This is a genomic window from Enterococcus sp. AZ196, assembly GCF_050498845.1.
Lineage (GTDB): Bacteria > Bacillota > Bacilli > Lactobacillales > Enterococcaceae > Enterococcus_A > Enterococcus_A murrayae.
This window is the reverse complement of the sequence record NZ_JBIPAM010000001.1, coordinates 3,677,708-3,693,965: the sequence shown is the minus strand read 5'-3', so window position 1 is coordinate 3,693,965 and position 16,258 is coordinate 3,677,708. Positions and strand designations below refer to the sequence as shown.

Here is a 16,258-nt window from a genome sequence, read left to right as displayed (position 1 = left end):
TGGCTTCATTTCTGCTTTGATTGATGGTACCTTTTAAGAATAAACTATTTTTAGGAGGTAGGTTTATGAATACCATTCTACGAAAATGGCGATTAGAGGATGCTAAGCTTTTAGCCGAAATGTTAAACAACAAAAAAATTCAAGACAATTTACGAGATGGCTTGCCTTTTCCCTATACCGAAAAAGACGCCTCTGGATTTATCCATGACATGCTTGCAGCTGATCCGACACAAACATTTGCATTTGCGATCACCAATACTGATGATCAAGCGATCGGCAGCATCGGAGCTTTCCGCTGCGAGAATATCCATCGTCAAACAGCCGAAATGGGCTATTATTTAGCTGAAGAATACTGGGGTCGGGGTTTCGGCACACGAGCGGTGAAAGAGCTGACAGATTACTTATTTGCCGAAACGGATATTATCCGAATTTTCGCTGAGCCTTTTACAACGAACCACGGCTCCTGCCGTGTGTTGGAAAAATGCGGCTTTCAACTCGAAGGGACTTTGCGGAAAAACGCCATTAAAAATGGTGAGATAAAGGACATGCAGATGTATGCCTTGATCAAATAAAAAAACTTCGCATGACGATCAAGTGATGATCTCATGCGAAGTTTTATTTTATTTATCTTTCTGTGCGCCTCGTTGGAAAACTTTTACGATTTCAACGATTGGGATAATCGCAAAGGACGCTCCAATGACGATTCCCCATTGATACAAATCAAGATGAGCTACACGGAAAATGTCATTCAAACCAGGAACAACGATAATCACCATCATCAATACAAAGGACAGCAAGATCGCCCAGTTGAAGCTCTTATTACGGAAAGGTCCAACTTTAAACAATGATTGATGAACAGACTTCACATTGAAGGCATGGAATAGCTGCATCAAGCCTAAAGTAGCAAAGGCCATTGTCAACGCATCGGAATGAATTTCGCCATAGCTTGTGTGGACTGGCCATTGAATGGCAGACCAGTAAACAAACAATACTGTAGCAGCCTCTAGGATCCCTTGATAAATGATACTTGAGAAGACTCCGCCAGAAAATAGGTTTGAGCTGCGGCCGCGAGGCTTATGCTGCATCAAATCTTTTTCAGCTGGTTCCATCCCCAAAGCAATCGCTGGGAAGGTATCCGTTACTAAGTTGATCCATAGTAGGTGGATTGGCAATAATGTATCCCAGCCAAGCAATGTTGCGATGAACAAGGTCAGCACTTCACCCAGATTAGCCGCTAATAGATATTGAACTGCTTTTTGGATATTGGAGAAGACTTTACGCCCTTCCTCAACAGCAACAACGATTGTCGCAAAGTTATCGTCGGCAAGGACCATGTCAGATGCTCCTTTAGAAACCTCTGTTCCTGTTATCCCCATACCGATACCGATATCCGCTTGTTTCAATGCAGGCGCATCATTAACGCCATCACCGGTCATCGCAACCACTTTTCCTTCTTTTTGCCATGCTTTTACGATCCGAACCTTATGTTCAGGAGAAACACGCGCATAAACAGAATAATGTTCCACTTTTTGAGCAAATTCTTCGTCAGACATTTCATTTAATTGTGCCCCAGTTAAAACAGAGTCGTCATCACCCTTTTCGATGATGCCTAGACGGACAGCAATTGCTTCTGCAGTGTCCTTGTGGTCTCCTGTGATCATGATAGGTCGAACTCCAGCTTCCTTAGCGACACGTACCGCTTCAGCTGCCTCAGCACGTTCTGGGTCGATCATGCCGACCAAACCAGCAAAGATTAAATCATTTTCAATGATTTCAGATTCCAGCTCCGCTGGAACTTGATCCACATACTTGTAAGCCATTCCCAGCACACGTAATGCTTGTTGGGCCATGTCCTTATTATTCGCTAAGATATCTTGCTTCTCTTTGTCTGTCATCGGCACGACTTGACCGTTTAACAAAATTTGAGACGCACGATCAAGTAAAACATCGGGAGCACCTTTAACAGCAACCAAGATTTTTCCATCTTTTTCTTCATGGAGCGTACTCATTAGTTTACGATCCGAGTCAAACGGCAGTTCGCCGACACGAGGTTCTGCAGCTACTTTTTCACGTACATCAAAGTCATTGTTCAAACCAAATTGAACCAAGGCGGTTTCCGTCGGGTCACCGATCAAGCTGCCGTCTTGAGCGATTTTCGTATCATTCGCATAGTTCATCACTTTCATCGCCATACTGTCGCTAGGCACTTCACCATTTGCAGCATATTGATGATTATCTACGTATAATTTTTCAACAGTCATTTGATTCAAAGTCAAGGTACCTGTTTTGTCTGAGGCAATGATATCCGTTGAACCCAACGTTTCAACCGCAGGCAATTTACGAATTACAGAATTTCGTTTCGCCATTACCTGTGTACCTAAAGCCAGAATGATCGTAACGATCGCAGGCAGGCCTTCTGGGATCGCAGCAACAGCCAATGAAATAGATGTCAACAGCATATCTACCCATGAAGTATCATTGAAGACTGTCCCTACAAAGAACATCACTACAGCGATAATAATAATAGCAAAGGTCAAGAATTTACCAAGCTGATTTAAGTTGTTCTTAAGCGGTGTTTCCGTCTCATCTGCTTGGGCCAACATGCCGGCGATTTTTCCGACCTCAGTGTTCATTCCCGTATTGACAACAACACCTTTACCGCGGCCGTAAGTCACATTACTATTTGAATAAGCCATATTGACACGATCGCCAATACCAACTTCGCCTTCATCAATTACGATTAGTTCTTTTTCAACTGGAACTGACTCACCAGTCAGCGCTGCTTCTTCGATTTTTAATGAAGCAACCTCAATCAAACGTAAATCCGCAGGAACCACATCGCCTGCCTCCAGCATCACGATATCCCCTGGAACAAGATCCGTTGATTTCACTGAGCTCGTATGTCCATCGCGCAACACATTCGCATTTGGCGTTGACATTTCACGCAAGGCCTCGATAGCTTGTTCCGCTTTAGATTCTTGCACCACGCCCATTACGGCGTTGATGATAACCACCGCTAAGATAATAATCGAATCAACTACTTCGTGGGACACCGCTGCAGAAATAACTGCCGCAAATAACAAGACAATGATCATTAAATCCTTGAACTGTTCCAAGAAACGAGCGAGCATACTTTTCTTTTCGCCCTCTTCTAGTTCATTTAATCCATATTCGTTTAAGCGTTTTTCTGCTTCAGCAGCTGTCAGCCCATCTTCTGTCGTTTGAACTTCCGCTAAAACTTGTTCCTTTTCTTCCGAATAGAACGGCTTTATCAGTTGCTGTTTTTTCTCCTCGGTCATTATATTCCTCCTTAAAATAGTGTTCCTTTCGGGAGTAAAAAAAAATAGACTTGTGTATGCGAAAAGCACATACATAAGTCTCACTATTTAAGACAACACCAGAAAAATATCTTTTCTTGTTGGTGGCGTTGCCACAGCTTGCGCTGCTAGTTACTCCCTCATGAATACAAAACGAATTATAGCATGAGAAAAGGCGGGAAGACAATCACTACTTTTAAAATAATCGATTGTAAGAGCTTCCACTAGAGACTTTTTGTCCAAAAATCTTCAGCTGTTCCTTGTTCCATGCCCATTATAAACTTTTCCCGAATATCTGGGTAGTTTTTAGCAAGCTCCGTCACCAAACTCTTAATTTCTTCTCGTTTTGTTTTCTTATCCACAGGGCAGGGATTAAAAATGACGGGTAATTCTTCGCGTTTCACAAGTCGAATGATCTGTTTTTCTTCCACATAGATCAGCGGGCGGATCAATGTCACGTTTGTCTTCGATAAATAGCTTTTCGGTTCAAAGCTGTTCATGCGTCCGTGAAACAAAAAGTTCATAAAATAAGTCTCTAGTGCATCATCCACGTGATGACCCAAGGCAACCTTTTGACAGCCTAGCTCACCCGCACGATTGTAGAGAATTCCCCTGCGTAATTTTGCACACAAAGAACAGGGAGACTTTTCTTCCCGAATATCAAAAACAACCTTTGCAATATTCGTTGGAACAACCTCTAATTGATACCCTAAGCTTTCCACAAAGTCCTTCATAGGTGTGATATCGCAGCCCTCAAATCCCATATCAAGGGAAATCGGCACGATCTCAAAATCAAACCCTAACCGTTTTTGCCGCCGAATGCGATCCAATAGGTAAAGCAATGTCGTACTGTCTTTCCCGCCGCTCATGCCGATCGCCACTTTATCACCAGCTTCGATCATTCGGTGATTCAAAATGGCCCGACGCAGCGGATTGTAATAATTTTGATTGTCTTTCTTTTTAAATCCCATAGCAGCTCCTTTAGTTCATCTGTCTATTCAAAAAAATTTTCTTGCAGGCTATACTGCTTGCCCGCCGTAATATCATATTGGATGATCTGATAATCCTGATAGATTTTCTCTTGCTTCTTATTTAACCGAGCTTCTTTAAACCATTGCCCGCTTTGATAATACATGCTTTTTTCAAATGCCGGTAATTCTTTTTGCAATGTGGTTAATAACTTTTGAAAGCCAGTCATTTGAAGTCTCCCCTGTTGAAAGAGATCAGCGGCAAAATAAAATGGGCTCGTCGTCACCTGCTGATTATTCAATCGGTGGCGATTATCATACATCAAAAATTCCGTCTCATGCAATGGATAGCCTTGATTTTCTTCTTGGATCGCATCCGAATAAATCCCTGGCAAATGATCTCCCCAAAAGACAACCAACGTTCGCTCTGGCAACTCATCCAGCTTTTCTAAAAACCCCTTCAAAGCTTCGCTGCTGTAGGCAATATCCTGCAAATAACTTCTTAACGCTAAGCTATTATCCCCTTGAACGACGTAGGGCAAATCATCATATTTATTTTCATACGGCATATGGGTCTGCATTGTTACAAGGTGCAAAAACTGCGGCTTCTTATTTTTTTCTAGTTGATCAAAAATTTCCTGATACGCAGCTTTATCAGAAATATAGGGATTGCTTTCGATCTTATCCGTATGCTTCATCGTACTTTCATCTAAAAATTGATCAAAGCCGAATGTTTGATAAACATCTTTTCTTTTATACATCGATGTATTGTAGGGATGGATCGCTGTCGTTTCATATCCCCGCGCCTTCAAAGTTCCTACTAATGAAGGAAATGATTCAAATTCTGGCACCAGCATCGTATAAGGCGTCGTCATTTGCGCATTAAAAAGTTCCATTGAAAAGCCCGTCAGCGCTTCGAACTCGATATTCGCCGTTCCTCCGCCATAGTTTTGCGATAGCATTTGACCGCTATACGTCTTATCTGCCACAGCGCGATATTCCTGCAGCGGATCACCGCCATAAATTTCTAAGCCCTTTAATCGACTCGGATCAGAAAAGCTTTCACTCATCACATAAACGATGTTTGGTTTTTCAGCAGCTTCTTTTCGGGTTTCCGTTTGATACTCTTTCGTTACTTTTTTAACAGTTGCCGCCGAATAATTTTCTGGTTTTTCCATCGCCTCCACCGGCAGATTATATAAAAAGCCTCCCATAAAGCCGGTATTGTAATAATTCATTTTTTGACTATAGGGAATCCATAGCGCTGTTTTATCGTATGCCTTCCGTAATAAATTTCCTTGCTGATTAAAGCTGCCGATATATATCAGGATGCCACTTGTCAAAACGAAGAGGATCAGGCGTGTCCATTGCCGCTTTTTTTCCAGCTTCAGACTTTTTTTTACGCTAAAAATAAGCAAAAAAATGCCGCTTGCTAAAAGCAATAAAAATAAAATGAATAAACGAGTACCAACCATGTCCCGAATCATTCCGAATTCCGTAATCATTTTCAAATCATCAGGATAAATCGGCTCCATTCGATAGTTCATCTTTAAATAATTAGCGATCCCAACACCAATCACTGCTAAAGCATAAAATATACTGCCGGTTTTTAATGATCCTAAGAGGCTGCTGATCCACCCATAAAAGATAAACAGCACGAAACAACCTAGAAAGAATTTTTCTGTATGCCAAGAAAAAGCAAATTTGAAGGCCAAATCAAAAGAAAACTCATTTTGCGTTAATTGAAAAAAAAGATTTGAAACAATAATTAAACCTAGCACGCCGATAATTTTTAGAAATTGGCGCCAAGGAAGCTTGCGAACTTTTTGCATATCTTTCTCCCATTCATAAACTCCCAGCTCATATCGATAAACACGATTGTCAAATGCGCACTCGGAGTTTGGTGCTCGTATCCAACTAGAGTTTTTACAGCAATAATGGCTGAAAAATTTGGCCGGATACCTTAAATAGTTTAGCGAGAAAACCATGGAATGTAAAGAACATCGAGGCCTATCCCCTTCGCTTCATATAGAAAAGCCTAACGAAGACGAATCTTCATTAGGCCTGTTTATTGATTATTTCCAAAAGTCATCAAAAATCGTAATCGGCAAATGACGTTTATGCTGTGTCTTGTTCCACCAATTTTCGATCGTCGTCTGTGCCTTTGCTTCAATCTTCTTACCCTCTAAGTAATCATCGATATCATCATAAGTCACTCCTAATGCTGCTTCATCCGCAACCAATGGTTTGCCATCTTCTAAATCAGCAGTCGGAACTTTCAAATAAAGAGCCTCATCCGCTCCTAGTTCTTTCAGCAGCATTTTTCCTTGTCGCTTGTTTAAACGGAACAAGGGCAGAATGTCCGCACCGCCATCACCAAATTTCGTAAAGAAGCCGGTGATATTTTCTGCTGCATGATCTGTTCCGATAACGGCACCTTGGTTATCCCCGGCAATACCGTATTGAGTAATCATTCGTTGACGTGCCTTGATATTCCCTTTGTTGAAGTCGCTAATGGCTACACCAGCTTCTTCTAAAGCCGCAACTTCTGCATCAACAGCGCCTTTGATATTGACACTTAGACTCCTGTCAGGTTGGATAAAATCTAACGCTTTTTTGGCATCCGCCTCATCGGCCTGCGCGCCATAAGGTAAACGTACAGCGATAAATTGATAGCTTTCATCCCCTGTTTCTTGACGCATTTCTTCCATTGTAAGTTGAGCTAATCGACCAGCTAATGAGGAATCTTGTCCGCCGCTGATTCCTAAGACAAATGTTTTTAAGAAAGGATGCTTTTTAAGATACGCCTTTAAGAACTCGATACTCTTTCGAATTTCCTCTTGCGGGTCAATCGCTGGTTTCGTTCCCAGCTCTTTGATTATTTCCTCTTGCATCGTCATGACAAATCCACTCCTTTAATCTTCTTGTTCCGTTTTTACCACAGATTGACGTACTTGGTCCATAATTTTGTTTTTATGGTTCCAACAATCTGTAGACAGATCAACTGGGTATTTTTGTGGATTTAAGTCACGTTTGTATTCTTCCCATAACGAATCAAGGCTGTCTTTTGCAGTCTGTTTGACTGTTTCTAAATCTGGCAGCTCATAAATACGGTTGCCATCAACAAAAATATCCTTAAGTACAGGCCGAGCCTCAAAGTTTTTCACTGTTTTGTTTATATAAGGATAAACGGGATGGAACATATAAATCTCTTTTTCTTTCCGTGGATCTTCATCCCACAGTGTCACATAGTCGCCTTCTGATTTGCCGTCAGACTTGCGAGTAATCCGCCAAACCTGTTTTTTTCCAGGAGTTGTGACTTTTTCGGCATTACTGGAAAGCTTGATGGTATCTACCATCTCGCCTTGTTCGTTTTCGATCGAAACTAGCTTAAAGACTGCCCCCAGTGCGGGTTGATCATAAGCTGTGATTAATTTCGTACCAACACCCCAAACATCGATCTTGGCATGCTGCATCTTCAAGTTTAAGATCGTACTTTCGTCTAGATCATTTGAAGCGTAGATTTTGGCATCTGGAAAGCCTGCTTCATCTAATTGCTGACGCACTCTTTTTGAGATATAAGCCATATCACCGCTATCGATCCGTACGCCTAAGAAATTGATCTTGTCACCCATTTCCCGAGCGACTCTAATCGCACTTGGCACACCTGATTTGATCGTATCGTAAGTATCGACTAAAAAGACACAATCACGATGTGTTTCGGCATAAGCCTTAAAGCCATCGTAATCATTCCCGTAAGATTGAATCAATGAATGAGCATGGGTTCCACTATCCGGAATACCGAAAATTTTGCCTGCTCGTACATTACTTGTAGCATCAGCTCCACCAATATATGCTGCCCTTGTTCCCCAGAGAGCTGCATCCAACTCTTGTGCTCGCCGTGTTCCGAACTCTAGCAACGGATCGTCACCAATCACTGATTTGATTCGAGCGGCTTTTGTCGCAATCAGCGTTTGAAAATTCACAATGTTCAAAAGCGCCGTTTCAACTAGCTGACATTGCAGCAATGGTCCTTCCACTTGAATAATTGGTTCATTGCTGAAGACCAGCTCGCCTTCTTCCGCTGAACGAACCGTGCAGGCAAACTTGAAATCACGTAAGTAGGCAATAAAATCTGCCGGATAGTCTTCTACCTCAGATAGATAGGCTAGATCGCTTTCACTAAATGTTAATTTTTCTAAATACTTAACTAAACGTTCTAAACCAGCAAAGATGACATAGCCATTATCGAATGGCATACTACGGAAATAACACTCAAATACGGCATGAAGATCCGCCCGACCTGTCTCCCAATAAGTTTTCATCATATTGATTTGATAAAGGTCCGTATGAAGTGTCAAACTGTCATCTTCGTACAACTTTTTCATAGTCATGCTCCTCATTTGTTTTTTAGTAATTTTAACTATTTCACTCATTATATCACAAGAGCTCTAAGGGAGTAGCTTTTGCTCCCTGCAGAATCTTGAAATTTTTCCTCTGGAGATCTGCTCACATGCGCCTCCAATTTATTTTTCGGGCGGTTGAATAAGAAAGACTTAACGGACTTGCTCAAAAAGCTAGTTCATTAAGTCAGACATCGATAATGCTGCTATCTTCAGTGTAAAAACTATCTGCTCTTTTTGAACATTAAAAAAGGAAAGACCTGACGTCTTTCCTAACAGCACTATTCCTTTGGCACTTTGTATTCTATCGCGATAATATCCTTATAGTCTTCTTTGGGACGCAACCCTGCGTCCATGATTTGTTTTTTGTAGCCGACATTCACAATCACATCTTCACGATCCACCTTCAATAAACGATGGATAATCGTATCCACCTCTTGATGGCTGATTTTACGTTTACGATTTAGCAATAATAAATCGATCGTATCAAAACGATCTGCATAGATAATCTTTGTACGGTCATAGGCATATAATTTAAGTAGTTTCACAGCCTGACGCTTATCAAAAAAGTATTTCGTTAGATTAGGATATAGTGTCTCTAAGTTAACATTGCTATTTAATGGGGTTTCAATTAATTTCATTCAACGAGCTCCTATTCTATGTATTTTAGTCGAAATGACTTATTTATTTTCTTTTCATTGATTATTTTAACACATGGAATAAATGTTTTTTTAAGGAATAAAAAAAATTTATAAAAAAGAAAAAAATCCTGAGACAGCTGCCTCAGGATCACTTTTTACTGCATAACATATTCAACTTGAACTGTTTTTTGAACACTTTCCGCTGCTAATTTTCCAGAGGTCAACGCCCATGCGTTGTTCGCACCTGATGGTGAATCGCTTCCCATCACTCCTCCGACTAATTCACCGGCTGCGTACAATCCTTCGATCACTTGATCGTTGCGATTTAAGACCTGCAGCTCGCCATTTGCAACTAGACCACCCATCGTAGTCGCAAAACGTGGTTTTTGTTCAATCATATAATATGGGCCTTCGCCAACTTTTTCTTGTAAAAACTCCAACTGACGACCAAAATCTTCGTCATTCTGTTTTTCTACCCAGCCATTGTAACGAGCAACCGTATCCACTAAACTCTCATGGCTCATGCCAGCTTTTTCTGCTAACTCCGTCAGCGTATTTGCTCGGAAAATTTGCGGTGTTTCATCTTCATTTTCGATCCAGCGTGCCAAATCTTCACGTGTAATGCCGCCTTCTTCTACTGCTTCAGTAAAGATTTCAAAGCGTTGAGCATCCATTAAAAGAAATAGCATTTGCGGATCTTGTTGTAAAAGTACTTCTAAAATTTCTTTGTTGCTTGCTCGTTCATTGATTACTCGTTTGCCAGAAGTGTTTACCAGTAATCCATTACGTTTCAATACTTCGATGTTTCCACCAATAGTAGATTTCGCATAGCCCTGTGAAACCTCAACACCATTTGGATAAATTTTTCCATATTCCATCAGGCGTGTTGCCGCATTCAACTCCGGTGTCGTCGTCATCAAAATTCCATCACCCGTTGAAGATTTCGTGCCATAAAACAAGATATTGTTTAATTCATGACTTAACAGATTTGGGTTATTACCATAGCCTCCAGTTGTTAAGATGACAGCCTGTGCATGGATATTGTGTCGTTTTCCAGTATCCTCCACAGCGGTCAAACCAGTCACTTTTCCATTGCCATCAGTCAATAAGCTTTCTGCTTTCGTTTGCAGATAAATCGTTATGTCACTTCTTTCCAAAGCCTTTCTGGCACTAGCGGCAAAACCATGTCCGCCATCTTCATAGGCCAGCTCACGATTTTTGCGATACTCTGCCAAAGTATGCAGGCCATTTTCCATATCATACTCAACACCCATATACTCGTGAACCCAATCAGTTGTCTCGCCAACATTTTCAGCTAGTGTAGCTAAAAGCTCAGGTACATTTAGGCCGCTGCCGTTAGCTAGAAAATCTTCGATCATGCATTCAGCGCTGTCATCACAAACTCCTGCTGCTGCTTGAAGTTTTGAGCCCATAACGACCTGATTTCCACCGCTGATAGAGATTGCGCCGCCTACAAAACTTAATTTCTCTAACAGAATCGTTTTTAATCCCATTTGATCCGCTCGCAATGCTGCGGAAATCCCTGCTGCACCTGAACCGACGATTACAACATCCGCCTCTTCATCGACAACTTCTTTCGACCATTGAACAGTCGGCTTAGGTCGAGCTTTCAAGACTTCTGAACTAGCGCCAGCCATCTCAACTGCTTCTGCCACGCCATCAATCAATCCCTGACTGGAGGCAGATGCTCCTGAGATCACATCCACATTCAATGTTTGTCCATCAATGATTTGTTGAGGCAAACGAATAAATACTTGATCTGATAATCCTTCCGATTCATTGCTTTGATCTGCTTCGATCTTTTCAATCCGTTCTTCTGAGAAGGTCACATTCATAGCCAGTTCGCTATTGTGCCCTTTAGCTTCAACCGTATAAGTACCTGGCTTGAAGGTCAATTTTACCTTTTGCAGCTCTTTTAGGCGTTCATGCTTCCGTTTCTCTTCCTCCGGATCAATTACCATATACGCCATAAAGTCCCAAAGCGGTGTTGGAATCAGTAATTTCCGCTGCGCATTGATATGTGCATAGTCAATAACTTCTTTGCCGTCTTTGATCATATTTACCCAGTTTGGTTCGATTAAGAATCCTTTTCCAACTGCTAATAGATCATATCCTAATTTCAACGCGTCATCCGCATCTGCTCGTTGCAGGATTGAGCCTACGCCCATAATCGGAATTTGTGCCAATGCCGATGAGCGTTGCGCTAAATATTTAGTAATCAATGGCTCCGGATCATCTGACTCGACGATCGAAGGCCGTGTATAAGCACCCATTGAAAAATGGAAGTAGTCCGGCTGCAGCTCTGCAAGCGTATTCAATAAATACATCGTATCTTCGAAATGAATACCAGGCTCTTCCAACTCTTCAGGCGAGAAGCGATACCCGATGATAAAGTTTTCAGCCTCTTGTTCTTCGACTACCCGTTGAACCTCTTTCATGACTTCTACTGGGAACTTCGCTCGTTTTTCACGACTTCCGCCCCATTGATCTTCTCTGCGATTCGAATGAGGAGAAAAGAATTGTTGTAGAATGAAGGTATTCGCCCCGTGAATCTCTACACCGTCAAATCCTGCTTCGATCGCACGACGAGTCGCATCACCGAACATCGTAATCATTTCTAAAATTTGTTCTTCAGTCATTTCACGAGGTACAGGTGCATTTGGACGCAATGCGGCGACTGGACTCGCAGAAATCGGGGTTGCACCACCATTAATTTCCGGCCAAGCCATTCGACCAGCATGATAGATCTGCATGATTGCTTTTGAACCCTTTGCTTTGATTGCAGCAGCTAACTCGGTCAAACCTGCTACTTTTTTATCTGTATCTACTCCTAAAGCGCCAGGAAAGCCGCGCCCTTTGTCCTCAACAAAGCAGCTTTCTACAATAACTGCGGCTGCATCACCAGAACGAAACGCATAATAATCAATGATTTGCTGAGTAATCTCCCCATCATAAAAAGCCGATTGAGTCGTCATTGGCGACATAAATAAGCGATTCTTAAAACTGGCACCGGATGCTAATGGAATCTCATCGAATAAATTTCTTAACATGTGGTTCTCCTTTCAAAATGAACACCTTATTCATCAAAAACTTTTGATATGTAACAACTTTCACATAAGTGGCGAAACAAACGACTAACTTTAAACTTTTCTATGTTCCAGATTCACGTTCGCTGCTCTAAGAGTGTCTAATCATTTCTTTGCTAATTTGTGAACAAGGAATTCTACTTCCTTCTTACGCTCATTGTAAGAAATTTAATCGATAAATTCCAATAGTTTATTTATATGAAATCGATAAGTTTTATTTATGTATCCGCCCATTGCTAATGTCCAATGGACGAAAAAAAGACCGTGACATGAAAATCACGATCTTTCTTATTGAATTTCAAAGCGCCGATAAAGCTAGGCTTTCTATTACATCATGCCGCCCATCATTGATGGATCCATTGCTGGTGCAGCGGCAGCTCCACCTTCAACAGGTTTGTCAGCAACAACTGCTTCAGTTGTTAATAACAACGCAGAAACAGATGCGGCATTTTGTAAAGCTGAACGAGTAACTTTAGTTGGGTCAACGATACCAGTGTCGATCATATTTACATACTCACCAGTTGCGGCATTGAACCCTGTACCATGATCAGCATTTTTCAATTTGTCAATTACTACAGATCCTTCAAAACCTGCATTTTCAGCAATTTGACGCACAGGTTCTTCTAAAGCACGTACAACAATTTTAATACCAGTAGCTGCATCGCCTTCAGCGTTTAATTCAGAAACTTTCTTAATGACGTTCACTAATGCTGTACCACCACCAGAAACGATTCCTTCTTCAACAGCGGCGCGTGTTGAATTCAAGGCATCTTCAATCCGTAGTTTTAATTCTTTCAATTCTGTTTCAGTAGCCGCACCTACTTTAACTACAGCCACACCACCAGCAAGTTTAGCTAGGCGTTCTTGTAATTTTTCACGGTCGAAGTCAGAAGTTGTTTCACCGATTTGGCGTTTGATCATTTCAACCCGATCAGTCAAAGCTGCTTTGTCTCCAGCGCCTTCAACAATCGTAGTATTGTCTTTGTCTACAACAACTTTGCCAGCAGTACCTAAGTTTTCGATCGTTGCTTCTTTAAGATCTAAACCAAGGTCTTCTGTAATAACAGTAGCGCCAGTCAAAATTGCAATATCTTCAAGCATGGCTTTACGACGATCACCAAAACCAGGTGCTTTAACTGCCACCACATTGAATGTTCCGCGAATCTTGTTCAAGACTAAGGTTGGTAATGCTTCACCGTCTACATCATCAGCGATGATTAATAATGAACGAGATTGTTGCAGAACTTGTTCCAACAACGGTAAGATGTCTTGAATGTTTGAAATTTTCTTGTCAGTAATCAAGATATATGGATTTTCTAAAGCAGCTTCCATTTTATCATTATCAGTCACCATGTATTGAGATAGGTAACCACGATCAAATTGCATTCCTTCAACTACATCTAATTCAGTATCGATCCCTTTTGATTCTTCAATAGTAATAACACCATCGTTACCAACTTTTTCCATGGCTTCGGCGATCAATTTGCCGACTTCTTCACTACCTGAAGAAACAGCCGCAACTTGTGCAATAGCGTCCTTTGAATCTACTTCTTTAGAAATATTGTGTAATTCTTCAACTGCAGCTTTTGTTGCTAATTCGATTCCGCGGCGAATTCCCATTGGATTTGCTCCAGCAGTTACGTTTTTCAAGCCTTCGCGGACGATTGCTTGAGTAAGAACTGTCGCTGTTGTTGTACCGTCACCAGCAATATCATTGGTTTTAGAAGCAACTTCAGAAACAAGTTTTGCTCCCATGTTTTCAAAATGATCCTCCAGTTCGATATCTTTTGCGATAGTCACTCCATCATTAGTAATCAATGGTGAACCATAGGATTTTTCTAAAACAACGTTACGTCCTTTAGGTCCTAATGTTACTTTTACTGTATCAGCTAATTTGTCTACACCGCGTAGCATTGCCGCACGCGCATCTTCAGAAAATTTAATATCTTTTGCCATGATTCTTTCACCTCATTATTTTTTTATTCAACGATTGCCATAATATCTTTTGCAGCGATAATCAAGTATTCACTGCCTTCATATTTCACTTCTGTACCAGAATATTTTTCAAACATTACCATATCACCAACAGCTACTGGCATTGGACTTTTTTGACCGTTTTCCAGCACATTGCCTTCACCGACAGCCACAACTTTCGCTGTTTGTGGTTTTTCTTTTGCTGCAGAAGCTAAGACTAGGCCTCCAACTGTTTTTTCTTCTTCTTGAGTAACTTCAAGAATGACACGATCACCTAATGGTTTTAACACGATAAATCCCTCCAACTAGTAATGATTTTTCAAGTTGTTAGCACTCTATAACTAAGAGTGCTAACTCACAACTCTTATCATACCATTTTTGTTTCTTTTTGCAAGTCCTTCGTCTGCTTTTTTGATTTTTCTTCTACTAAGCTTTTGAATAAAATATGGTATACTTGAGAACAATAAATGTTTAGAAAGGAAAAATAATGAGCGAAAAAAAATATAGCTTTATAACAATCTTTACCTACGGATTAGTTTTATTTTCACCTATAGCTTTTGTTCGTGTATTTCAAGCGAATCCCTCCCAAATCATCCAGCTTACAACACTAGCCTATTTTCTTGGTGCTGCTTTAATGATTGCTTACCGTTTGAAATCACAAACCTTTGATTTGGAAAAACGACAAAAAAAATTACTGATTGCTGTTTTGATTGGAATTGTCGGAATTCCAGCTTCCTTGGTGTTACAAATGATTATTCTGCAAATCGAGCAACGTTTCCTAGGAGAGCCGATTGCTTCGCAAAACACACAGAATATCGTTCAGTTAATTAGGAACAATATGATTTTTATTTTGGCGACAACAATCGCTGGACCTCTCATGGAAGAATTTGTTTTTCGCCGTGCAATTTTCGGTTCATTGGAAAAAAGATTCGGCTTCCTTCTGCCGGCACTTGTCAGTTCACTCCTTTTCGCCTTTGCTCATAATGACGGCCACTATCTATTGTATGCTGGCTTAGGATTCTTATTTTGCGGAATGTATCGTTATACCGGACGCATCTGGACGTCGATGATTACACACGTAGGGATGAATTTATTAGTAATTCTTACTCAATTAGCATTGCAATCCTAAAAAAGAGCAATCTTTTGCTATTTTATTAAAACCTCCTTAGACTAAAGGTACTACTAGTCTAAGGAGGTTTTTTTATGAAAGTAGCAGTTATAGGTGCCACTGGAAATGCTGGATCATTAATTTTAAAAGAAGCTTTGGATCGTCAGCTAGCTGTCACCGCGATCGTACGCCATCCAGAGAAACTTAAGGTAAAAGTACCCATTTTAGTCAAAGACTTGTTTGAATTAACAAAAAAGGATTTAGCGTTCTTTGATGTGGTGGTTGATGCGTTTCGTCCACCAGTTGGCCAAGAAGAAATGCATCAAAGCTCATTGAAACATCTCAGCAATATCTTACAGGGAACAGATACACGTTTGATAGTGGTTGGCGGTGCTTCCTCTTTATTTATCGATGATGAACACCGTATGATTGATGTCTCTGATCCAAAAGCCATTTATTATCCTACAGCTTATAATATGTACCAAGCATTTATAGACTTGAAATCTGTTCCAGAGTTGAAATGGACCTATTTAAGCCCTGCCGCAAACTTTATACCTGATGGTTTGCGCACCGAACATTACAAAATCAGCGATGATCACATGCAAAAAAATTCAGAAGGAAAAAGTGAAATAAGTATGGCAGACTATGCTATTGCTATGGTCGATGAAATCGTTGAACCTAGACACTTAAATCAGCATTTTAGCGTTTATAGTTAATGACCGCTTGTTTTCCACTTTAAT

General features: G+C 40.9%; 12 protein-coding genes. 3 read left to right on the top strand and 9 right to left on the bottom strand.

The features are described from left to right. The first annotated feature begins 65 nt into the window (after positions 1-65). On the top strand, positions 66-572 hold the full coding sequence (locus tag IGI67_RS17715) for a GNAT family N-acetyltransferase (protein ID WP_429958590.1): 507 nt from the start codon (positions 66-68) through the stop codon (positions 570-572). Positions 573-620: 48 nt separating this feature from the next. On the opposite strand, the gene IGI67_RS17710 is transcribed toward IGI67_RS17715, so the two are convergent. The 9 genes from IGI67_RS17710 to groES form a co-directional block, all read right to left on the bottom strand. Beyond that, positions 621-3,299, bottom strand: a complete 2,679-nt coding sequence (locus tag IGI67_RS17710) for a cation-translocating P-type ATPase (protein ID WP_429958589.1) — start codon at positions 3,297-3,299, stop codon at positions 621-623. A gap of 242 nt (positions 3,300-3,541) precedes the next feature. Beyond that, the gene (locus IGI67_RS17705; protein ID WP_429958588.1) at positions 3,542-4,288 is read right to left on the bottom strand and encodes a tRNA 2-thiocytidine biosynthesis TtcA family protein; all 747 of its coding nucleotides are present in this window, start codon (positions 4,286-4,288) and stop codon (positions 3,542-3,544) included. A gap of 23 nt (positions 4,289-4,311) precedes the next feature. Next, entirely contained in the window at positions 4,312-6,117 is a 1,806-nt protein-coding gene (locus IGI67_RS17700) for an LTA synthase family protein (protein WP_429958587.1), read from the bottom strand. A 243-nt stretch (positions 6,118-6,360) separates the two neighbouring features. After that, positions 6,361-7,185: an ammonia-dependent NAD(+) synthetase gene (nadE, locus tag IGI67_RS17695; protein WP_429958586.1), complete on the bottom strand. Its 825-nt coding sequence runs from the start codon at positions 7,183-7,185 to the stop codon at positions 6,361-6,363. Positions 7,186-7,200: 15 nt separating this feature from the next. Then, entirely contained in the window at positions 7,201-8,673 is a 1,473-nt protein-coding gene (locus tag IGI67_RS17690) for a nicotinate phosphoribosyltransferase (protein WP_207108888.1), read from the bottom strand. Between the two features lie 296 nt (positions 8,674-8,969). Beyond that, positions 8,970-9,329: a DUF1827 family protein gene (locus IGI67_RS17685; RefSeq protein ID WP_207108889.1), complete on the bottom strand. Its 360-nt coding sequence runs from the start codon at positions 9,327-9,329 to the stop codon at positions 8,970-8,972. Positions 9,330-9,484: 155 nt separating this feature from the next. Continuing rightward, complete coding sequence (locus IGI67_RS17680) at positions 9,485-12,400, bottom strand: FAD-dependent oxidoreductase (RefSeq protein ID WP_429958585.1); 2,916 nt, start codon at positions 12,398-12,400, stop codon at positions 9,485-9,487. Between the two features lie 363 nt (positions 12,401-12,763). Beyond that, positions 12,764-14,392: a chaperonin GroEL gene (gene groL / locus IGI67_RS17675; RefSeq protein WP_207108891.1), complete on the bottom strand. Its 1,629-nt coding sequence runs from the start codon at positions 14,390-14,392 to the stop codon at positions 12,764-12,766. Between the two features lie 23 nt (positions 14,393-14,415). After that, entirely contained in the window at positions 14,416-14,700 is a 285-nt protein-coding gene (groES, locus tag IGI67_RS17670) for a co-chaperone GroES (protein WP_067623253.1), read from the bottom strand. A gap of 197 nt (positions 14,701-14,897) precedes the next feature. Here groES and IGI67_RS17665 point away from each other — a divergent pair, with 197 nt between their 5' ends. After that, positions 14,898-15,539 (top strand): CPBP family intramembrane glutamic endopeptidase, encoded by a 642-nt coding sequence (locus IGI67_RS17665; protein WP_429958584.1) that lies wholly within the window; start codon positions 14,898-14,900, stop codon positions 15,537-15,539. A 74-nt stretch (positions 15,540-15,613) separates the two neighbouring features. Next, complete coding sequence (locus tag IGI67_RS17660; protein ID WP_207108893.1) at positions 15,614-16,234, top strand: NAD(P)-dependent oxidoreductase; 621 nt, start codon at positions 15,614-15,616, stop codon at positions 16,232-16,234. The last annotated feature ends 24 nt before the right edge of the window (positions 16,235-16,258 follow it).